This window comes from Meridianimaribacter sp. CL38 (assembly GCF_004328055.1).
Taxonomy (GTDB): domain Bacteria; phylum Bacteroidota; class Bacteroidia; order Flavobacteriales; family Flavobacteriaceae; genus Gaetbulibacter_B; species Gaetbulibacter_B jejuensis.
The window spans coordinates 324,516-344,674 of sequence record NZ_QKWS01000002.1 but is presented as its reverse complement, the minus strand read 5'-3'; the positions used below and the strand labels follow the sequence as shown (position 1 = coordinate 344,674).

The window sequence follows — 20,159 nt, the reverse complement described above, 5'->3', positions numbered from 1 at the left end:
ATGATGAGCGATTATTGCGGTTGGGTTTTGAGAAATTTAACGTTTTGTCTGGTAATTGAAATCTAACAAAAGAAAAAATAATCAATCATTGGTTCCATTTGTTGTTGTTTAAAATATGCGGTAATCTCTTGTTGTGCTTGCTCATTAGCAACTGTAACAATACTTTGTGGTTGGTGTAACTGTTTTAAATGTACAAAGTTATGCAGTTTAACACCATAAATGCTTTTGCCTATTTTTTTAGGGTTGTCGCAAATCCAAACAAAAGGTATTTGTTTAGCTTTAAGTTGTTTGGCAATGCTTTTTCCTTTGGCACCAGCTCCCCAAACTGTAAGTGTTCTATTAGAATTGTAATCTAGCTCTAAAAAATAATGAAGTTTTAATTCTAAAAATGTGTTTTCGGCATAATGCTCGTGGGTTCGTGAGCTGCGATAACTGTAATCTCTCCAATGATGCAATACTGTATCACAAGGAATACACTTGTAATTATGCTTGTAAAACCTAAAGGTTAAATCGTAGTCTTCAGGATATCTATTTGGGTTAAAAGCATCACAAGCAATAAAATCTTCTCTGTGAATTAACCAACAAGGTGAAGGAATGACACATTCTTTATAGATTTCAGAATAGTTACTGCCAGTTTCTGTAAGGTTATTCAGCCAAGTTTCATAACGTGCATAACCATCGCTAATTCCAACATCACTAAAATACTTTACCTTGCCAACAGCTACATGTTTTTTACCATAATCCAATAAGCTATTGAGCATGAGTTGTAATCGGTCTACATGCATAATATCGTCACTATCCATCCTAGTTACATAACTCCCTTTACTTTCTTTAAAAGCTAGTTGTAGTGCATCAATAATACCACTTCCAGAATTTGTAAATAGTTTTATTCTAGGGTCTTGCTGCGAAAAAGCGTTAACAATTTCAAAGCTATTATCTGTTGAGTGGTCGTCAATTATCAAGAGTTCCCAGTGTGTATAACTTTGATTAATAATAGAGTTTATGCAGTCTGGTAAAAAGGCTGCTGTGTTTTTAAAAGGCGTAAAAATACTTATCAAAGGTTTAGGCATGCTGCTAAGATAGTGATTCATCATTTTAACAAAATATTGGCTCGTAAAAATGTAACATAATCCTAAATTTGTTGTCCCTTAAAATAAAATAATAGCATGAAGAATATACTTGCCCTAATTGGGATTAGCGTCCTTATAACTTCTTGTGGTTCTGTATCTAAGTCAGCTGATGATTTAGCTGTAAGCAACCCAATTAATACCTCTATCGATATTACAGCTGTTGATAACGATAAATTGCCTGTTACAATAAATCCTGGTCGTTTTACTCAAGATTCAGTGATTTATAGATTACCAAGAGTGGTACAAGGAACTTATGATGTAAGTAATTTTGGAGCTTTTATTGATGATTTTGTAGCTAAAGATTACAATGGTAATGTATTGCCTTCTAAAAAGATAGATGAAAATTCTTGGGTTATTACCAACGCACAACAATTGGATCTTATTACATATTGGGTGAATGATAGTTATGATGTAGAAAGTGACCCTGATTACCCTAGTTTGTTTTCACCGCAAGGAACAAATATTGAACCAGAAAACTATGTCCTGAATTTACATGGTTTCATTGGATATTTTGATAACCTAAAAAATGCACAATACAATTTAGATGTTACTGCACCTGCAACTTTTGAGCGTACTTCGGCATTACAAAATGTAGGAATAAAATCTAGTAGCGATGGCACTAAAATAACGACAAGCTATTTTGCTCCACGATATTTTGATATTACTGATAACCCAATGATGTATGGGAAACTTGATGTAGAGGAGTTTATGGTAGGTGATATTAAAATTGTACTTAGCGTTTATTCTCCAAACAAAAAACACACTGCTGCAAGTTTAAAAGAAACGATGTTTACTATGATGGAAGCCCAAAAGAACTACTTGGGAGACATTAACAGTACAGCACGTTATGATATTTATTTATACCTATCTGATGGTTCAGATAAAGCACCTAAAGGGTTTGGAGCTCTAGAGCATCATACTTCAACAGTTGTGGTTTTACGCGAATGGGCTTCAGCAGAATATTTAGCAAAGTCTATGGTTGATGTGGTGTCTCATGAGTTTTTTCATATTGTAACACCGCTTTCAGTACATTCTGAAGATGTGCATTATTTTGATTATAATGACCCAACATTTTCAAAACATTTATGGATGTACGAAGGTGTAACAGAGTTTTTTGCACAACACTTTCAAGTGTATGAAGGATTAGTAACACCTAAAGAATACTACAGAACAATTCAAAATCAAATAACAAGATCAAAATATTATGACGATAGCATGAGTTTCACTGAAATGAGTGAGAATGTTATTGAAGACCCTTATGCTAAAAACTATACTAACGTTTATCAAAAAGGCGCTTTAATAGGGATGTGTATTGATATTTTAATGCGAGAAGAAAGTAATGGAAACAGAAGTATGTTGTCTTTAATGAAAGAACTTTCGGCTAAATATGGAGTGCATAAACCGTTTGATGACGATACTATTATTGAAGAAATTACTAAAATGACCTATCCATCAATTGGGGAATTTTTACAAACACATGTGGTTGAAGGTGTGCCAATTGACTATGGTGCGTTTTTTGAAAAAGTAGGTTTAATGTATGAGTTAACACAAACAGAAACCAATTATGTACAATCAGGAATGGGCTTTGTTTTTGACGCAAATGAAGAAGAAGATTACGTGTTCTTTTCAAGTAACGTTTCAGAAAACACTTTTTGGGAATCACAAGGTGTAAGAGAAAACGACATTATTACTTCGGTTAATGGAACAGATGTTAAACTTAACAATCTTAGAACGGTTATGGGACAAATGTTTAGATGGAAAGCAGGTGACGATGTTGAAGTAAAATTGTTAAGAGATGGAGAAGAAAAAGTTATTAAAACTAAGTTAACTCCAGCATTTACAAAAATTAAAACAATAGTAGAAAACTTAGAGGCTACCAAGTTTCAGGTAAAACTAAGAAATGCTTGGTTAAACCAAAGTGATACTTTGTAATTAATTACATATAAAAAATAGAAAAGCGAATTAAAATTTTTTAATTCGCTTTTTTGTTTTCTGTTGTGTCTTCAATGAACTCAGTAAACTTTTTAATAGTTTTAAAAAAGTCTTTTTTATCTCTTTCAGGATTAAGTTCTAATTGAAAACTTACTGAAGTATTGATAAAATTGTAACTACAGTCTATCGGATTAAGATAACTGTCAAGGTCGTTAAAAACTAAAATGTTTGTGATTGCATTCTCAACATCAGACTTATTTTCAATAGAAACCGATTTTATATCCAATTTCTCAAAAAAAACAGTCTTTATTTGAGATTTTTTCAATCTAAAAGAGTGCTTCATTTTTTGGTTAGTTAAATTAGGGTAATATGGAGCAAATATATAAAATTAAAAGCTTTCAAATACACCAAGCCCAAAAAGTGCAAAATCGTATTTTACAGGGTCTTTAGGGTCTAATTTCCTTAAGTTAGTATCAAGTTCAAACAATGCTTTTGTATCATTTTGTTTACGTGTTAAAAGCCCTAATTTTCTAGCTACATTTCCTGAGTGTACGTCTAAAGGGCAGGAGAGTTGACTAGGTGAAATGTTATTCCAAATTCCAAAATCTACTCCAGTATTATCATTTCTAACCATCCAACGTAAATACATGTTGATTCGTTTTGCTGCTGAATTTTTTAAAGGATCACTAACGTGTTTTTGAGTTCTTGCTAAATGTTCAATTTCAAAAAAGTGAGTTTTAAATTGACTTATTGCTGTTTGAAGGGATTCGTTTTTTGCTGTTTTACTAAACACCGTTTCTAATCCTCCATGATTGTTATAAATGTGTTTTAGAGCTTTTACAAAAGTGATTAAATCGGTTCCATTAAATGTTCGATGTACAAAATGCAATAAAGATTCTAGGTCTTTTTCCTTATGGTTTAGTACAAAATCATAAGGTGAGTTGTCTAGTAAGTCCATCATTTTAGATGCATTGTTGATAATGCTTTTTCGGTTTCCCCAAGCAATAGTAGCCGTTAAAAATGCTGCAATTTCAATGTCTTCTTTTTTTGAAAACCGATGCGGTATTTGTATTGGGTCGCTTTCAATAAACTTAGGGTGGTTGTATTGTTCAACTTTATTGTCTAAAAACTCTTTAAGTGCTTCTGTTTTGATTTCTTTTATAAATAAATATTAGTAACTACTTGAGTTGCAAAAATAGTAAACAAACTCAGTTTAAATAACAATGCTATCATCAAAGTATTAAAACAACTAAGCAAATAGTATACAACAATTGGCAATTTGCATACACTTACAGAAATTAGTTGCTCTAATTTTGCTTCATCATTAAAAACGAAACACATGAGCAACATAGCATTAATAACAGGAGCATCTTCAGGAATGGGGAAATCAACAGCCAAAATATTACAAAACCAAGGCTATAAAGTTTACGGAGCAGCAAGACGATTAGAACAAATGCAAGATTTAAAAGATCTAGGTATTGCTATAATTTCATTAGATTTAACCAAAGACGAATCTATTGTAAATTGCGTAAATACTATAATAGCAAAAGAAGGACGTATAGATATTCTTATTAACAATGCTGGTTATGGGGCTTATGGCGCTGTAGAAGATGTGCCAATTGCTGAAGCCAAACGACAATTTGAAGTAAATATGTTCGGTCTAGCACGTATTACGCAGCTAGTGTTACCAAGTATGAGAGCAAATAACTTTGGTCGTATAGTAAATATTTCTTCAATAGGCGGAAAAATTTATACACCATTAGGAGCTTGGTATCACGCTACAAAACATGCTGTTGAAGGTTGGAGCGATTGTTTACGACTAGAAGTAAAGCCTTTTGGTATTGACGTGGTTGTTGTAGAACCAGGTGGTATAAAAACACCTTGGGGAACAATTGCTGCAGATAATTTAAAAAAAACATCTGGTAACGGAGCTTATGCTACTTTTGCAAATAAAATTGCAAATGGCATGCAAAAAATGTACAGCAACAATAGCCTGACCAATGTTGACGTTCTAGGGACTGTTATTGCTCAAGCAGCAACCCATAAAAAACCAAAAACCAGATACGTAAAAGGGTATATGGCAAAACCCGCTATAGCTATTCGTAAATGGTTTGGAGACCGAGTTTTTGAGAACATGATAATGCGTGAGTTTAAATAACATGATAAAAAAAATTATAAAAAGAACAATGATTACATTAGTATCTATTATGGCTCTTTTGGTAATAACCTACCTTTTGTTTACTAGCTTCTACCCAAGTTTTGGAGGCGCAATTTCAAAAGAGCAAAAATTGATTTATCAAAATTCAAAACAATATAACGACGGTAAATTCCGAAATACGAATCCTGTACCTAAAGACTTAAGTTTTTCAGAAACCATGTCGCTAGCCTATAAGTTTTTTACAACCAAAGTGCCTAATGCAAGACCAAAATCTGATTTAATAGCAAACAAATTAGATAGTACCAGTATTGCCAACTACAAAGGAGAAGCGCGTATGTTTTGGTTCGGTCACTCTTCATTTTTACTGCAAATAGATGGAAAAACAATTTTGCTAGACCCTATGTTTGGTAAGGTTGCAGCGCCACATCCATTGTTGGGAGCTAACCGATTTAATAAAGAATTTCCTTTGCAAATAGAGCAATTACCTAAAATTGATGCGGTTATATACTCGCATGATCATTACGATCATTTAGATTATGAAACGGTTTTAAAAATTAAAGCAAAAACCAAGCATTTCTATACACCACTTGGTGTAGGAGAACATCTTAAAGCTTGGGGAGTTTCAAACGAAAATATTACAGAGTTAGATTGGTGGGAAACAACCAAAATAGACCACCTTAATTTGGTCTGCACACCAGCGCAACATTTTTCAGGAAGAAAATTAAACACCAATCAAAGTACATTATGGTCTTCTTGGGTTATACAATCTGATACCGAAAACATCTACTTTAGTGGTGATAGTGGCTATGCAGAGCATTTTAAGGAAATAGGTGAAAAATACGGACCTTTTGATTTGGCTTTGTTAGAATGCGGACAATACAACGAAATGTGGTCTGATATCCATATGATGCCTGAAGAAACTGCTCAAGCTGGACTAGACATCAATGCAAAAAGAATAATGCCTATTCATTGGGGAGGCTTTAAACTAGCTTTGCATTCATGGACAGACCCTATAGATCGTGTACAAGCCAAAGCTAGAACTTTGGGCGTAGATATCATAACACCACAGCTAGGACAAGAGATTTTAATTAAGCACGATACGTTAAGCAACTATAACAATTGGTGGCAAAAAGAAACGTATAATTAGCAAGCCATGAAAGACATTATTAAAATAGGAAGCATTGCTGAAGTTCATCAGTTTTTAGGATTAGCAAAGCCAAAGCATCCATTAATTTCAGTAATACGCGTTGCAGATATTATAAAAGATCTAGACGTTGATAATTTAAGGTATTCATTAGGTTTGTATCAAATAAGCTTAAAAGATAATTGCCCTTTTACCATTGTAAATTACGGCAGAAACTCTTATGATTATCAAGAAGGTACTATGGTTTTTACAGCACCCAATCAGGTATTAGAGTTTAAGAAAAATCAAATTGCAGAAGAAGACAAAGGTTGGTCGTTAGCATTTCATCCTGATTTAATCCGAAAATCTGAATTAGGCAATACCATTGATAACTATTCCTTTTTTTCCTATGCATCAAACGAAGCGCTTCACCTGTCTGATGAAGAGCGAAAAACAGTCACTGAAATTGTTGAAAAAATAGAGAAGGAGTTCAGTACAAATATTGATGCGCATAGTCAAACCTTGATTATTTCAAATTTAGAATTATTGCTGAATTATTGTGTTAGGTTTTACGATAGGCAGTTTTATACCAGAACCAATCTCAACCAGGATTTAGCAAGTCAGTTTGAGCAAATTTTAAAAGATTATTACCAACAAGATAAACAACTTGAGTTAGGAATTCCAACAGTACAATACTGCGGTGAAGCCATGAATATGTCACCAAAATATTTAAGTGACTTACTGCGAAAAGAAACCGGACAAAGCACACAAGACCACATACATCAATACATCATTGAAAAAGCAAAAAACAGGCTATTAAACTCTACCGAAAGTGCAAGTGAGATAGCGTATGCGTTAGGGTTTGAATATCCGCAATACTTCAGTAAAATTTTTAAAAAGAAAACAACTATGAGTCCCAATGAGTTTAGGCAAAGCCTGAATTAAAACACAAAAAGAATAGTTTAAGATTTAACCTATAATCTTCCCATCAACCATAGTAAGTTTGCGGTCAGCCATATTAGCGAGTTCCTCGTTGTGCGTAACAATTACAAAGGTTTGACCAAACTCATCTCTTAGTTTAAAAAATAGGTTGTGAAGGTTTTCAGCACTTTCGCTATCAAGGTTTCCTGAAGGTTCGTCGGCAAAGATTAATCCAGGATTATTTATCAAAGCTCTAGCTACTGCAACACGTTGTTGCTCACCACCTGAAAGTTCGTTAGGTTTATGATTGTAGCGTTCTTTAAGGCCTAAAAAATCCAGTAATTCTTTTGCGCGTTTTTCGGCTTCAGCTTTAGGAGTATTTTTTATAAAAGCTGGTAGGCACACATTTTCTAAAGCTGTAAATTCAGGTAGCAATTGATGAAATTGAAAGATAAACCCAATATGCTCATTTCTAAATTTAGCTAAAGCCTTATCTTTTAATTGCAATACATCAACGTCGTTAATCAATAACTGACTTTCATTGTTGCTACTGGCTTTGTCTAAAGTACCAAGAATTTGCAGTAAAGTGGTTTTTCCTGCACCAGAAGCACCAACTATAGAGACTACTTCACCTTTAGAAATAGTAATATCAACACCTTTTAAAACGTGTAAATCGTTATAGTATTTATGAATATTTTTGGCTTTAATCATGCTTTAGAAAATAATAACGTAAACATACTATTTTAAGCTGTGATGCACAATTTAAGAGTTAGTTTTGTTTTTCTTCTTAAAGACATTTTTTAAGTCGCTGTAATTTAAAAAGTATTGTAATCGTAATGAAAATGTATGCTGAATAGGTTGGTCAAAGAGTCTGTCCAGGCTTTGTCTGTAAGTCTCAGTAGCTGCAGTGTCAGAGTTAAATAATTGATTTCTGTATAACGCAGTTAGAAAACTTCCAGGAGCAAATTGCCACGAGTAATTTAAATCCAAATTCCATGTGCTGAAATTGATATTTGGGTTGTTTTCTAAATCACCAACCGTAAAACCTGAGTCTTTTGTAAGTCTGCCATTATCTCTTAACGTGAATAATTCATCTTGATAAATAACGGTTGACCAATAGTTTCTAAACGTTAAACCTAAAGAGTGGAAGGAGTTAAAGTTATAAGTCCCAGAAATACTGTTTACCAATATTTTTCGGTCTCTTTCTCCAAAAATGATATTATCATCTGAAAGCGTTGTAAATCCTCTATCCTTGAAAATTTTATTGTAGTCAAAAGAATACACGACTAAAAACTTATCATTAAATCGTACTCTTGGGTTTAACCCAAACCAATACTCGTTGGTATCTCTATTATCTTCAAAATAAGTTGCTCCACCAAGATTAGCATCTATAGCAAAGGTGTTGTTGTAATTTGAAGAAATCCAAACGTTTGAGTTTATTCGGTTTTCATAGATAAAATAACGTCCTTCAACACGTGGTTCAAAGTAATCAAACTGTTTACCAACTTGGAAATTTATGTTTCCACCAAAGTTGTGAAGGGTTTTAGTTACTGCGTCAAAGTTTACGCCAAAGCTGCTTCCTGTGTACTCTCCAGGATTAGCTAATCTTGTATAATTAACATAAGTGCCAATATAGTAGTTGTTAAGCTTTTTGGTAGGTTCAAAAATTCGATAGGTAAGGTCCACACCAAAGTTGTTGTAATTGTTTCTTGAGATAAATCCTAAATCGTTAATGTCATACTTGGTGTCAGCATAACTATGGTCAAAACTATATCTTAATTTTCCATGTGATTTTCCTGCAAAAAAGAAAGTGCTGTAACCTGTTTGGTTTCCGTCAGCTAAGTTTAGATTACTCATTTTAGCTTCACCATAGAGGTTATAGGTATTTCGTTTGTTTGAAATATCAAACAGTAAACCAGTAACATTGGCATCTCTAAAATTTCCATCTCTAGTTACGTTGGTGTTAATTAAACTTACTGATGAGTTTTGATTAAATTGTTGGTCAAGTACCAAAATGTTATAGTTAGCAAGAGGTTCAACAACTTCTTCTCTTACTTCACCAGTTTCATTATCTCTAATTTTAGCTTTGGTTTTTTCGGTAATAGCATTAAAAACACCAATTCCTAATCCTTTTTTAGTTCGACCAGAAACTTTAGCTGCATTAAGTACTTTAACTGTGTTAGGACGATCAATAATTTCCTCGTTTTCATTGAGCTCTACATTACCTGTTGGTCTACTACCTACACGTCTTGAAAAAAATAAATTACCTTTATTAAATAAGTCTACACCTTCAGTGAAAAACTGGCGTTGTTCAGAAAAGGTTTGCTCAAAAGGTCCAAGGTTTAGTACCAAATTATCAAATCCTGCTTGACTAAAATCAGGTATTAAAGTCATGTCTAACGTAAAGTTTTCGGTAATTCCGTATTTGATGTCTAAGCCTAAGTTAAAATCAGTATCGGTTTCACCATCATAAGTGTTTAAAAGCCCTGAAGTAAAAGGGTAGAAGCTAAGCCTTACAGGAGGCTCAATATTTTCAATGCCTTTTAATTCACCATGATACAATCCTATGTTACCTTTGGTTCGGTCTATTGGATTCCATGAATATTGAGATCTAGTAGTTCTAAAATGTCTATGGAATTGTAATCCCCAAGTTTGAACATCTTGGTTTGAAAATCGTAAATTAAAGTATGGGATTTTCATTTCAACTATCCAACCATCATCTACAATTTTTACAGCGCTTTCCCAAACAGCATTCCATCCAAAATCTTCACCAATACTTGGAGAAGCAATAGCATCTGCTTGATTTCCTGACGGAAAAATAAAAAATTCAGTATCGTTTTGAGCGTCGTTGTTAGGGTTGAAGATAACGCCAAAAAAATCTTGTTGACCAAAATTATCTCTGCTGTTAAACTGCTTCATGATTTCCTCTGGCTTATCATAGAGGTATGCACCAACATATATAGCATCGTCGTCATAAGTAATTTTCACAACCGTTTTTTGATAATCGGTTTCAGGAACACCCATTTCAGGTCTAAATTGAGTAAAGTCTTTTGCTTCATCAGCATTTTGCCAAACAGCATCGTTTAATACTCCGTCAATTTTAGGAGGTGTCGTCGTTCTGGTAATAGTTAAGGTTTTTTTATCCTGAGCTTGAATTGTAGAAAAACAAAAAAGCACAGAGAGAAAGATGGTTAAGCGGAAAAACATTTTAATGATTGATGATTTAATTAATTTCTAAAAGAAAGACATTAATTAATTTAATTTGTTACAGTTAGTGATACAAATCTATTAGTTGAAACCGTTTTTTCTCTTAAATAAAAGTTAAATGAGCTTTTTGTGCTACTAGGGTTTCAATTGAATTTTACGTATTTTTATGTATCAAAAAAAAATTGAATATGCCTTATAACAAATTTGAAGAGTATAATATTAATATCACAGACGACACTAAAAATCGCTTTAAAGACATAATTAAAGATATAGGTGAAGATGTGGAAAGAGAAGGTTTGCTCAAAACGCCTGAGCGCGCTTCAAAAGCAATGAAATTTTTAACACAAGGCTATCATCAAGATGCAGCGGAGATTCTTAAAAGTGCAATGTTTAAAGAGTCTTACAACGAAATGGTAATCGTAAAAGACATTGAGCTATACTCCTTATGCGAACACCACATGTTGCCATTTTTTGGAAAAGCGCATATTGCCTATATACCAAACGGACAAATTGTAGGGCTTAGCAAAATACCAAGAATTGTAGATGTTTTTGCACGACGATTGCAAGTACAAGAGCGCTTAACAGAGCAAATATTAGACTGTATTAACGATACTTTAAAGCCACAAGGAGTGGCTGTTGTAATTGAAGCCTCTCATATGTGTATGATGATGCGTGGTGTGCAAAAGCAAAACTCTGTAACAACAACATCAGGGTTTAGAGGTCAATTTGAAAAAATTGAAACGCGAAATGAGTTTTTAAAGCTCATAAGCGAAAAATTGTCATAATACTATTTTGGTATGTTTCTTGTTATAATATAAAGTATAACAACACATTATAAATTATGAATTTAGAAGGATTAAGCAAATACAAAAAACTAGCATTAAGTATTCTTTTTGATGCTATTGGTTTTATTACCATTATAGATATTATTTGGGCACCACTTTCAGGGGTTTTGATGGCTAAAATGTATAGTGGAAACAAAGGTAAGGTTGCTGGTGTTATATCTTTTATAGAAGAGATTATACCAGGACTAGATATTATACCAACTTTTACAATTATGTGGTTTTATACCTATGTATTCAGTAAAGAGAAAGAAACAGTTATAGAAATTAAATAAAAAAAGCGTTCATTTAGAACGCTTTTTTTATAACTGTATTACAAGGCTTAATTTATTGAACTGTTATAGGGAAAGTAACCTCTACATCAGTACTTCCTCCAGCAGCAGCAGCTGTTCCATCGTTAGGTTTTGTTGGCTCATGCTTTAAGATGATAGTTAAAGATCCTGTACCAGCAGCTCCTGTAGTTAATGTAGACTCAATTCCAATTGGATTACCATCTACATCCATGTCATCTTTAGTAATAGTGATGTCATTAATTGTTGATGAAAAGAAAAACTCGTGTTCATCGCCTTCTTCTTCAACTTCTGAAGTAATGTTATCAGCAGGACTTTCAGTTTCATTTAAAAGTTGTAATGTACCTGTGTAAGTTGTGCTTGCTGCTAAAGGACCAGAAACAGTAGTAGTTCCGTCTTCACCACCTTCACCATCTAAATCTTGAAAAGTTAATGTAACTACGTTTGTACCATCACTTAAAGTGTAAGTTACAGTAGTGATTAATTCTTCCTCGTGGTCGTGGTCATCGTGATCGCCATCATCGTCACTTGAACAGCTTACAAGTGCTAAACTTGAAACAAAGAATAAAGCTAAGAGTTTTATTGTTTTAATAGATTTTAAATTTTTCATGATTTTTGTTGTTTTAGTAATTTATTTTAATTTTTAAATTGAAGTTCCTACCCAATTCATCAGCAAAATATCTTAGTCTGTTAAGATGTTCTCTGTAAGATGTGTTAAATAGGTTTTCTATATTAAATTCTAGTTTTAAGTTCCCTTTTTTAAACGCCTTAAAATTCATTGAACTGTTAAAGCCAAATAGGGAATAGGCAGATGGCGTAGAGCTAATGTCTACATATACATCTTCTTGCGAAATAGGGTTGAAGGTGTAAAAATTGTAATCAGGATATCTGTTTTGTTGTAATACAGTTTTGTGACTTAAACCTATAGTTAACTGGTTTAGGTCTTCGTTATAGTAAGATATTCTGTTTGAAAAATTAGTAGCAGGCATAAGTATTAAAGGAATGTCATCGGATTTGTTGTCACCTTTTAATAGGCTTATGCTTCCGTTATAATTAAATGAGTTGCTAATTTTTTTATTTACATCTATATCAACACCAAATATTTGCGCGTTAATTTGATTATATTCCCAAACAGGAAAAGCACCTCTTATTGTGGTGGTAATTCCAACAGGAATGAGTTGTATATAATCATTTATATACTTGTAATACGGACTAATTGAAAATCCGAAATTTTCATTATTACGTTCAAAAGAAGCCACAAATTTATGGGCAACTTCTTTATTTAGTGTTAACAAACCTGTTTCTATTCTTGCTGCACTATGGTGTAAACCGTCGCTAAACAATTCTGACGGATTAGGAACTCTTGTTGCTAATCCGTAATTAAGATATATTGACATATCGTTATTAAATTGTTTTGAATACCCAAGATTAGCAGATATGTTATGATATGAAAACTCAGGATAAGTCAATATTTGAGAATTATCAGTTGTGTTTGATTCAAACTGAGGGAATAACTCATCGTAGTTATTGTCTTCCCAGTCAGAAATATTATACCATTTTGTGGCTTCTATCCTCGAGTAATCATAACGTATTCCTGCACTTAATTCAGCAGTATCACTTAAGTCATAGTTTCCTATAGCATAAATACTTGCATCGTATTTGTCAAAATCGGGAATTAAAGGACTTGCTCCAGTACCAGAGATAGCATCGTTTTGCTGATAACGCACCATGATACCTGTGTCAATTTTAAGGTCATCTATATAATCAATATGTAAATTAGATTGTAAAGCGTTTGTAAATAATCTAAGATCAATAACTGGTGTGTTAGCTAAATCACCTCTTCTTAAATCAAACTCTTTACGTCTATTAATTTGTAAATCATATTGAACAGACAGTTTCCCTAAACCCTTAAAACGTTTGTAAGCTTCAATTTTTCCTAAATGATGTAAAATTTCTTGCTTTGGATAATCTATATCATAAGAAAAATCTTCAATAACTCTAGGCTCTTTACTGTTAATAGCTGTAACCAAATCGTTTACATTACCAATGTGTGACGATTGTAGAATAGCTATTTCATTGCTTACTACACTGTAATAAGCATCAAAACCTTTTTCAAAGCTATTGTAACCAGCTGTTAAAGAAGCGTTGAAATTTTTAAGTCCACTATTTGTTAAATAGTAATCAGGTGCTTTAAAATCTCCAAACTGCTTATAACTAGATTGTAGCTTAGCATAATAACCCGATTTAAACGTTTTTACGAGTTCGGTATTGATATTACCTCCACGACCATTTGAGTTTAATGATAGCATTGTGCTTCCAAATAAACTATCTACAGGAGAATATTTTTTAGGCTTTACTAAAATTAATCCACCAACGGCATCACTACCATATTTTAAGGTGTTTGCGCCTTTAACAACTTCTATTTTGTTGCTGGAGTTAATATCAATATTTGGTGCATGTTCGTCTCCCCATTCTTGGTCAAATAAACGTACATTATTATTGATAATTAGTAGTCTGCTACTGTGTAAACCATGAATCATTGGTTTTACAATAGTGTTTCCAGTATTTAAAGACGAAACTCCACTTAAAGAGTTTAGTGCATCACCAAGAGATTTGTCGGTGTAATTTTCAATGATTTCTTTATTAAGAGATTGCTCTATGCTAGTGTTTTCTGTTTTAAGATTAGAATTCACAACAACTTCAGTTAACTCTTCTAAATGGTGTTCTAAATAAATTTCTTTAAACACATCATTATTAACTTGATATGAAACTGTTTTTGTTTCACAACCTATATGAGAAATAGTTAATGTTATTGTACCAGAGCATAGGTTTTCTATTTTAAACTTTCCATCAAAATCTGAAACTATATACTTGTCTTGTTCGTTTATATAGATAGTTGCAGAAGGGATGGAAGATTTATCATGGAAATCCTTAACTTCTCCTAAAAAAGTGTAATTGCAATCTTGACCATATGTATAGCAACTTAAAGCTATAAATAAGCCAAAAAATATTTTTTTCATTGTAATTGTTTTGTTTGTAATAATAGAAAATGAAGTTCTAAACAAACAAAGGAGGCCCTCTTAAGGAAAAATGTAAGCGTTGATAATCACTTAAAAAGAAGTATTGAGATACTATTATTTCGTGGTTGTCTCTTATTTCTGGGATTTCGAAATTAAACTCAGGAAGAGTGTAAGAATTATTAAGCTTAAATTTATAAAAACTACAATCTACATCTAGTGTATGAAGGTGAGTTTCACTTTCTCCATGACAAACTTCATGCTTATGATGATTGAATGCGTGTGCAAACTTTTCAGCTTCAGGTGCAAACAACCCAAGCACTAATAAAAGTGCTGATAATTTTATAAAAATATGTCGTTTTGTTTGCTGCATCAATCAATAAACCGTTTTAAACCAAACCTACGAAGCATCTTTTTTTCAAATTCCCAAAAGAAATTGAACTGACCAAAGAGCCATCCAAAAAACACCAAAAGCAGTTGGTAAAAAATGAGCCCAATAATAATAAATAAAACCCAATAAACTATAGGGTTTAAGTTTTCTTTAGTAATTCCAAGCAATGAAAAAATAGGCTTGCCTATATATGCCGAAGTTGATCCAGTTATAGCAAATACAATAAAAACCCTAATCATTTCCCACTTGTATTGTAATATCCATTTCTTTTCCAGTTTTTTAAAAAGAAATAAAAAGAACTTAAGCAAGGCATAAAAAACAGGGACACTCACTAATACTATTAACCAAACTGTATCTATAAACAAAGATGAAAGTTTATAGGAAGAGTAGAGTAAAGCAACTATAGCTATAATTGGAAAGAGTAGTTGCCAATTATGTTGTATTTCCCAGTTTTCTTTAAATTTTTTCATAGCAATTTTTGCTATGCAAATATAGTTTAAATTCTAGGAACAAAGCCTGCTAATTTTTGTTTGTAAGTGAGTTGAAAATAGATAAAGTAGTTGTACAGTTTATAATTTACCTCATAGCCATAATCAATTCCATTTTGATAGTCAATTTGCATAGCGTAAAGATCTGGATTGAATTGTTGAGGCTGCATAACACGTTGGTTCCAAGCTATAACGTATTGTAAGTTTCTGTTTTCTAAAAAATCTTGAGAGTAGTAGCCTTCAGGTCTAGCAACACTTTGTAACCAAGTATTAAAACCTGGTTCAATAATAATGATTTCATACTCTAGTTCATCATTAGTTATTCTAACTGTATCTTCTTCTGAAATTGTTTTAGGAGTAGAATTTTCAGTAACAGTTTTTGTGCTATTGCAACTAAAGACAAAAAGGGCTAACAGTATTGTGTAAACAAAGGCTTTCATAGCTAAACGTTTCTGTTAAAGATACAAAAATTATGCCTTAAATTATTGGTTTTTAACTCATTTAACACTACAAAAAAAGCCAAACATTTCGTTTGGCTTTTAGTATTTATGATTTAGAAAAATTTATTTGTTTACAAATAAACCTCCTAGAAGTCCTCCTAATCCACTTTTCTTTTTGCTTCCTCCAAGAACCATTCCTGCAACATCATCAATTACACTTCCGTCGCCATCAGCATCAAGTATCGATTCTAAAAAGCTTTGTTCTTGTTGTGGAGAGTTTCCTTTAATTAAACCTCCTAAAAGTCCTTCAAGTCCTGATTGACTAGATACATTACTTTGTCTACTTTCTTTACCTAAAACACCCATTAAAATAGGAGCAGCTACTTTAAGTATTTGTGCTACAGAAGCAGCATCCATACCAGATTTAGCTCCTAAGGTATTAGTTACATTTTGTTGCTTGTTTCCAAGTACATGTCCTAAAATTTTGCTTCCATCGTCTAGCACACTAGAGTCAACACCACCACTAAATAATCCACCAAGATTATCTAAGATACTTCCATCGTGTTTAGAGTTGTTTAATGCACCTAATAATCCTTCAGCTCCTTGAGGAGTAGAAGCATTACGTTTCATAGCTTGCATCAAAACAGGCAAAGCCATTGTTAATACACTGCTTGTTTTGTCTTCTGGTTGATTGGTTTGCCCAGAAACTCCACTAATGATAGTTTTTCCTAGGTCGCTGTTTAATAAGTCTAGTATACCTGACATGATTTTTAATTGTTATTTGGTTAATAAAATGACTATACAATTTACAAAAAAAGTCCTAATTGTATTAATTAGGACTCACTTTTAATGATTTGGTCACATTATTATTTTAGCAACTCTATAATTTGAGTGGCTAATTCGGTTCCAATTCTATCTTGCGCTTCGTTTGTTGCAGCTCCTGTATGAGGTGTAAGCGATAACGAAGGATTCATTAATAATTGAATTTCTGGTTTAGGTTCTTTTTCAAAAACGTCTAACGCAGCACTTGCAACTTTACCTGATGTAATGGCTTCTACCAAAGCTACTTCATTAATAACACCACCACGAGCAGCATTAGCTAAAATTACACCATCTTTCATAGTGTCAAACTCGGCTTTGTCAATAACGTAGTCTTTTTGAGCAGGTACATGAAGTGTGATAAAATCTGATTGTTTTAAAACGTCTTCTTTTGAAATGGTTTTAATTTCAAAACTTAATTTTTGACCGTCAAAAAACTCTAACTCTAAATCGGTTTTCTCAATGAAAGGATCAAAAGCAAGTACTTTCATGCCAAGTCCTAAAGCTACTTTTGCTGTAGCTTGACCAATTCGTCCAAAACCAATTACACCTATTGTTTTTCCTTTTAATTCAGTTCCTTTAGAATAGTTTTTCTTAAGACCTTTAAAATTACTATCACCTTCTAATGGCATATCTCTATTAGATTGATGTAAAAATCTTGAAAGACCCAATAGGTGAGCAAAAACAAGTTCAGCAACCGAATGTGAAGAAGCTGCTGGTGTGTTTATAACGTGAATGCCTTTGCTGCGAGCATAGTCAACATCAATATTATCCATACCAACACCACCACGACCAATGATTTTTAAATTTGGACAATTATCGATAATGTCTTTTCTAACTTTAGTTGCACTACGCACTAAAAGCACATCTATTTGATTGTCGTTTAAATAATTTGCCAATTGCTCTTGAGCAACTGTTGTAGTGTTTACTTCAAAACCTGCATTTTCTAAAGCATCAATACCACTTTGAGAAACACCATCGTTTGCTAATACTTTCATTATTTAAGTTAAAAGTTAAAAGTTATAGACTAAAAGTTGCGAAACAATTAGCTTAAACTTTTAGGGTTAATTATTTTTTAAAATTTGAGTAAAACTAACAGCATACTGCAATTGGTTTACTGATTTTTGAATTATGCTTTTCGTTCTAATTCGCTCATAACTTCAACAAGTACAGCAACACTTTCTAATGGAAGTGCATTATACATTGAAGCTCTGTAGCCACCAACACTTCTATGACCATTTAAACCATTAATCCCTGCATCTTTTACCATAGTATCAAATGTTTCTTTAAGGTCTTCGTTTTCAAGAGTAAACGTAGCATTCATGTTTGAACGGTCTGCTTTTGTAGCGAATCCTTTAAAGAGTGGGTTTAGGTCAATTTCAGAATAAATTAGCTGTGCTTTTTTCTCGTTTTCTTTTTCAATAGCTTCAATACCTCCTAGGTTTTTTAACCATTCTAGAGTAAGCATTGATGTGTATACTGCAAAAACAGGAGGTGTATTAAACATGCTGCTTTTATCAATATGTACTTTATAATCCATCATTGAAGGGATTTTACGAGATACTTTTCCTAGTACATCTTCTTTAACAACAACTAGAGTAGTACCTGCTGGACCCATATTTTTTTGAGCTCCTGCATATATAATGTCGAACTTTGAAAAATCTAGTTGACGAGAAAAAATATCACTACTCATGTCACATACCATAGGAATAGGACAATCAGGAAATTCTTTTATCTGCGTTCCAAAAATAGTGTTGTTTGATGTACAGTGAAAATAATCGTAATCAGTTGGGATATCATATCCTTTCGGAATATAGTTATAGTTAGCATCTTTAGAAGACGCTACTTCGTAAATGTCGTCATAAATTTGAGCTTCTTTAATGGCTTTAGCACTCCAAGTACCTGTATTAAGGTAACCAGCTCTTTTTTCTAACATGTTAAGCGCAACCATTAAAAACTGAGTACTTGCCCCACCTTGAAGAAATAATGCTTTGTAACCTTTACCTTCTAGACCTAAAAGTTCAAGAGCTAATGCTCTGGCGTTTTCCATAACGTCTACAAACGCTTTACTACGATGGGATATTTCTATTAGCGATAAACCGTTGTCGTAATCTAAAACTGCTTGAGCAGATTTTTCAATAACTTCTCTTGGTAATACGCAAGGTCCTGCGCTAAAATTGTGTCTTTTCATTCTTGTAAATGTTTAAATGTAGTCTTGACAAAGGTGGTAAATTCTATTAAAAAACTCGTTAAATAATCTATAATTTATCAACTATATTTTTAACAAAAATTCAATGGTATCTACATTATCTGCATAATCCCAAAGATTTGGTTTTTGAGTGTTGCCAAAAGCAATTTCAGATGCAAAAATACCATCGGAAACTATACATTGAATTTTGTCGTAATCTTCAGTTAGCATTTCTTTAAGCGTATCAATACCATCATAATACTCATAAAATACAGTTGCTATTGGTGAAGCGTAGCTTTTATCTTCTTTAATCATTAAAAACCCGTTCTCAAGCATATCAAATTCGCTCATTAAATACACTGCTTTGTTGTAGTCGTAATTGTTAGCGTATTTAGCTTGATTAATAATAGGATTCCATTTATACATTGCCTTAAAGAACTTAGTAAAATCATAACCTTTTGGTACAAATAACTTAGAAACACTCCTACAGCCTAAGCCATAGTATCTAAAAATATCTTCAGATAAACTATCTAGTTGTTCTTCGGTTTCATTTCCTGTAAGTATAGCAACCGAATTTCTGTTTTTTCTAATTATAGAAGGTTTGTTTTTAAAGTAATATTCAAAATAGCGTGCAGTATTATCACTTCCTGTAGCTATTACAGCGTCAAAATTGTTTAGTTTTTCTTCTGTAAAACTAATTTTTTCTTTAAAACCTGGTTCAACATACTCTATATATTTAGCTAAAAAAGGAAGTAAACTCTTATCGTTTGATGATTGCTTAACCAACACATCATGACCAGATATTAGGACAGATAAAAAATCATGAAAGCCAACTAAAGGAATATTTCCTGCCATTATAATGGCTATTTTTTTAGGGTTTACTGTATTAAAGTTATAGTTCTTAATCCATTCTTTAATGTTTTCTATTTCAAGTGATTTGCTCCAGCCTTCTAAAGCAAATAAAACATTACTTTCAGTAAACCAACCATTTTGCTCTTCGGAAATTTTAATTTGATGTTTAAAGCCATCAAAAAATAATTCGTTGTGAGGAATGGTGTCTTTTTTTGAGTAACCTTCTGTAGTAAATTGACTTAAAAACTTGCCTAATTTTACGAATGCATTAATTCTTTGTTCTAAATTCATTCTTAGTTTGGTTATGAATTGTTTTGGCTTTATTTTTGTTGTGCAAAGTTAGAAAAATGAAAGTGAACCT

The 20,159-nt window shown here is 32.7% G+C and carries 20 protein-coding genes; 6 read left to right on the top strand and 14 right to left on the bottom strand.

Annotated elements, in window-relative coordinates:
- Nucleotides 1–62: 62 nt before the first annotated feature.
- Entirely contained in the window at nt 63–1,070 is a 1,008-nt protein-coding gene (locus DMZ43_RS06675) for a glycosyltransferase family 2 protein (protein ID WP_131507217.1), read from the bottom strand.
- Between the two features lie 96 nt (nt 1,071–1,166).
- Here DMZ43_RS06675 and DMZ43_RS06670 point away from each other — a divergent pair, with 96 nt between their 5' ends.
- Nucleotides 1,167–3,062: a PDZ domain-containing protein gene (locus DMZ43_RS06670; protein WP_131506824.1), complete on the top strand. Its 1,896-nt coding sequence runs from the start codon at nt 1,167–1,169 to the stop codon at nt 3,060–3,062.
- Between the two features lie 40 nt (nt 3,063–3,102).
- Here the strand turns inward: DMZ43_RS06670 and DMZ43_RS06665 are convergent, their stop codons facing one another.
- Together DMZ43_RS06665 and DMZ43_RS06660 are read right to left on the bottom strand one after the other, a co-directional pair.
- The gene (locus tag DMZ43_RS06665) at nt 3,103–3,405 is read right to left on the bottom strand and encodes a hypothetical protein (protein WP_131506822.1); all 303 of its coding nucleotides are present in this window, start codon (nt 3,403–3,405) and stop codon (nt 3,103–3,105) included.
- Between the two features lie 45 nt (nt 3,406–3,450).
- Nucleotides 3,451–4,215: a TIGR02757 family protein gene (locus tag DMZ43_RS06660; protein ID WP_131506820.1), complete on the bottom strand. Its 765-nt coding sequence runs from the start codon at nt 4,213–4,215 to the stop codon at nt 3,451–3,453.
- Nucleotides 4,216–4,401: 186 nt separating this feature from the next.
- Here DMZ43_RS06660 and DMZ43_RS06655 point away from each other — a divergent pair, with 186 nt between their 5' ends.
- From DMZ43_RS06655 to DMZ43_RS06645, 3 genes are read left to right on the top strand one after another with little or no spacing between them, the layout of a single operon-like run.
- Complete coding sequence (locus DMZ43_RS06655) at nt 4,402–5,220, top strand: oxidoreductase (RefSeq protein WP_131506818.1); 819 nt, start codon at nt 4,402–4,404, stop codon at nt 5,218–5,220.
- Nucleotides 5,221–5,248: 28 nt separating this feature from the next.
- Nucleotides 5,249–6,367: an MBL fold metallo-hydrolase gene (locus tag DMZ43_RS06650; protein WP_131506816.1), complete on the top strand. Its 1,119-nt coding sequence runs from the start codon at nt 5,249–5,251 to the stop codon at nt 6,365–6,367.
- 6 nt (nt 6,368–6,373) lie between these two features.
- Complete coding sequence (locus DMZ43_RS06645; protein ID WP_131506814.1) at nt 6,374–7,288, top strand: AraC family transcriptional regulator; 915 nt, start codon at nt 6,374–6,376, stop codon at nt 7,286–7,288.
- 24 nt (nt 7,289–7,312) lie between these two features.
- Here DMZ43_RS06645 and DMZ43_RS06640 read toward each other — a convergent pair whose 3' ends face one another.
- Nucleotides 7,313–7,975, bottom strand: coding sequence for an ABC transporter ATP-binding protein (locus DMZ43_RS06640; protein ID WP_131506813.1), 663 nt, complete (start codon nt 7,973–7,975; stop codon nt 7,313–7,315).
- 51 nt (nt 7,976–8,026) lie between these two features.
- On the bottom strand, nt 8,027–10,471 hold the full coding sequence (locus tag DMZ43_RS06635) for a DUF5916 domain-containing protein (RefSeq protein WP_131506812.1): 2,445 nt from the start codon (nt 10,469–10,471) through the stop codon (nt 8,027–8,029).
- Between the two features lie 188 nt (nt 10,472–10,659).
- Here DMZ43_RS06635 and folE point away from each other — a divergent pair, with 188 nt between their 5' ends.
- A complete protein-coding gene (gene folE / locus DMZ43_RS06630) occupies nt 10,660–11,256 on the top strand; it encodes a GTP cyclohydrolase I FolE (protein WP_131506811.1) in 597 nt (198 codons plus the stop codon).
- Between the two features lie 56 nt (nt 11,257–11,312).
- Nucleotides 11,313–11,588 (top strand): hypothetical protein, encoded by a 276-nt coding sequence (locus tag DMZ43_RS06625; protein WP_129760150.1) that lies wholly within the window; start codon nt 11,313–11,315, stop codon nt 11,586–11,588.
- Nucleotides 11,589–11,640: 52 nt separating this feature from the next.
- Here DMZ43_RS06625 and DMZ43_RS06620 read toward each other — a convergent pair whose 3' ends face one another.
- The 9 genes from DMZ43_RS06620 to DMZ43_RS06580 form a co-directional block, all read right to left on the bottom strand.
- Nucleotides 11,641–12,213 carry a type 1 periplasmic binding fold superfamily protein gene (locus DMZ43_RS06620; RefSeq protein WP_131506810.1) on the bottom strand — a complete coding sequence of 191 codons (573 nt, stop codon included), beginning with the start codon at nt 12,211–12,213 and terminating at the stop codon, nt 11,641–11,643.
- A 13-nt stretch (nt 12,214–12,226) separates the two neighbouring features.
- A complete protein-coding gene (locus DMZ43_RS06615) occupies nt 12,227–14,623 on the bottom strand; it encodes a TonB-dependent receptor (protein WP_131506809.1) in 2,397 nt (798 codons plus the stop codon).
- A 37-nt stretch (nt 14,624–14,660) separates the two neighbouring features.
- Nucleotides 14,661–14,993 carry a hypothetical protein gene (locus tag DMZ43_RS06610; protein WP_131506807.1) on the bottom strand — a complete coding sequence of 111 codons (333 nt, stop codon included), beginning with the start codon at nt 14,991–14,993 and terminating at the stop codon, nt 14,661–14,663.
- A complete protein-coding gene (locus DMZ43_RS06605; protein WP_131506806.1) occupies nt 14,993–15,481 on the bottom strand; it encodes a DUF6787 family protein in 489 nt (162 codons plus the stop codon). Before DMZ43_RS06605 ends, DMZ43_RS06610 begins: the two co-directional genes overlap by 1 nt.
- A gap of 26 nt (nt 15,482–15,507) precedes the next feature.
- Nucleotides 15,508–15,939, bottom strand: coding sequence for a DUF6146 family protein (locus DMZ43_RS06600; RefSeq protein ID WP_131506804.1), 432 nt, complete (start codon nt 15,937–15,939; stop codon nt 15,508–15,510).
- Between the two features lie 123 nt (nt 15,940–16,062).
- Nucleotides 16,063–16,704 (bottom strand): DUF937 domain-containing protein, encoded by a 642-nt coding sequence (locus DMZ43_RS06595; protein WP_131506802.1) that lies wholly within the window; start codon nt 16,702–16,704, stop codon nt 16,063–16,065.
- Nucleotides 16,705–16,805: 101 nt separating this feature from the next.
- Nucleotides 16,806–17,756 (bottom strand): D-2-hydroxyacid dehydrogenase, encoded by a 951-nt coding sequence (locus tag DMZ43_RS06590; RefSeq protein WP_129760144.1) that lies wholly within the window; start codon nt 17,754–17,756, stop codon nt 16,806–16,808.
- A 131-nt stretch (nt 17,757–17,887) separates the two neighbouring features.
- Nucleotides 17,888–18,949: a 3-phosphoserine/phosphohydroxythreonine transaminase gene (gene serC / locus DMZ43_RS06585; RefSeq protein WP_129760143.1), complete on the bottom strand. Its 1,062-nt coding sequence runs from the start codon at nt 18,947–18,949 to the stop codon at nt 17,888–17,890.
- A gap of 81 nt (nt 18,950–19,030) precedes the next feature.
- Complete coding sequence (locus tag DMZ43_RS06580) at nt 19,031–20,089, bottom strand: acyl-CoA reductase (protein ID WP_131506800.1); 1,059 nt, start codon at nt 20,087–20,089, stop codon at nt 19,031–19,033.
- Nucleotides 20,090–20,159: the final 70 nt, after the last annotated feature.

What these genes read in the sequence shown, in the direction of transcription:
- DMZ43_RS06675 (WP_131507217.1), bottom strand. Translation starts at nt 1,070, where the DNA reads ATGCCTAAACCTTTGATAAGTATTTTTACGCCTTTTAAAAACACAGCA.
- DMZ43_RS06670 (WP_131506824.1), top strand. Translation starts at nt 1,167, where the DNA reads ATGAAGAATATACTTGCCCTAATTGGGATTAGCGTCCTTATAACTTCT.
- DMZ43_RS06665 (WP_131506822.1), bottom strand. Translation starts at nt 3,405, where the DNA reads ATGAAGCACTCTTTTAGATTGAAAAAATCTCAAATAAAGACTGTTTTT.
- DMZ43_RS06655 (WP_131506818.1), top strand. Translation starts at nt 4,402, where the DNA reads ATGAGCAACATAGCATTAATAACAGGAGCATCTTCAGGAATGGGGAAA.
- DMZ43_RS06650 (WP_131506816.1), top strand. Translation starts at nt 5,249, where the DNA reads ATGATTACATTAGTATCTATTATGGCTCTTTTGGTAATAACCTACCTT.
- DMZ43_RS06645 (WP_131506814.1), top strand. Translation starts at nt 6,374, where the DNA reads ATGAAAGACATTATTAAAATAGGAAGCATTGCTGAAGTTCATCAGTTT.
- DMZ43_RS06640 (WP_131506813.1), bottom strand. Translation starts at nt 7,975, where the DNA reads ATGATTAAAGCCAAAAATATTCATAAATACTATAACGATTTACACGTT.
- DMZ43_RS06635 (WP_131506812.1), bottom strand. Translation starts at nt 10,471, where the DNA reads ATGTTTTTCCGCTTAACCATCTTTCTCTCTGTGCTTTTTTGTTTTTCT.
- folE (WP_131506811.1), top strand. Translation starts at nt 10,660, where the DNA reads ATGCCTTATAACAAATTTGAAGAGTATAATATTAATATCACAGACGAC.
- DMZ43_RS06625 (WP_129760150.1), top strand. Translation starts at nt 11,313, where the DNA reads ATGAATTTAGAAGGATTAAGCAAATACAAAAAACTAGCATTAAGTATT.
- DMZ43_RS06620 (WP_131506810.1), bottom strand. Translation starts at nt 12,213, where the DNA reads ATGAAAAATTTAAAATCTATTAAAACAATAAAACTCTTAGCTTTATTC.
- DMZ43_RS06615 (WP_131506809.1), bottom strand. Translation starts at nt 14,623, where the DNA reads ATGAAAAAAATATTTTTTGGCTTATTTATAGCTTTAAGTTGCTATACA.
- DMZ43_RS06610 (WP_131506807.1), bottom strand. Translation starts at nt 14,993, where the DNA reads ATGCAGCAAACAAAACGACATATTTTTATAAAATTATCAGCACTTTTA.
- DMZ43_RS06605 (WP_131506806.1), bottom strand. Translation starts at nt 15,481, where the DNA reads ATGAAAAAATTTAAAGAAAACTGGGAAATACAACATAATTGGCAACTA.
- DMZ43_RS06600 (WP_131506804.1), bottom strand. Translation starts at nt 15,939, where the DNA reads ATGAAAGCCTTTGTTTACACAATACTGTTAGCCCTTTTTGTCTTTAGT.
- DMZ43_RS06595 (WP_131506802.1), bottom strand. Translation starts at nt 16,704, where the DNA reads ATGTCAGGTATACTAGACTTATTAAACAGCGACCTAGGAAAAACTATC.
- DMZ43_RS06590 (WP_129760144.1), bottom strand. Translation starts at nt 17,756, where the DNA reads ATGAAAGTATTAGCAAACGATGGTGTTTCTCAAAGTGGTATTGATGCT.
- serC (WP_129760143.1), bottom strand. Translation starts at nt 18,949, where the DNA reads ATGAAAAGACACAATTTTAGCGCAGGACCTTGCGTATTACCAAGAGAA.
- DMZ43_RS06580 (WP_131506800.1), bottom strand. Translation starts at nt 20,089, where the DNA reads ATGAATTTAGAACAAAGAATTAATGCATTCGTAAAATTAGGCAAGTTT.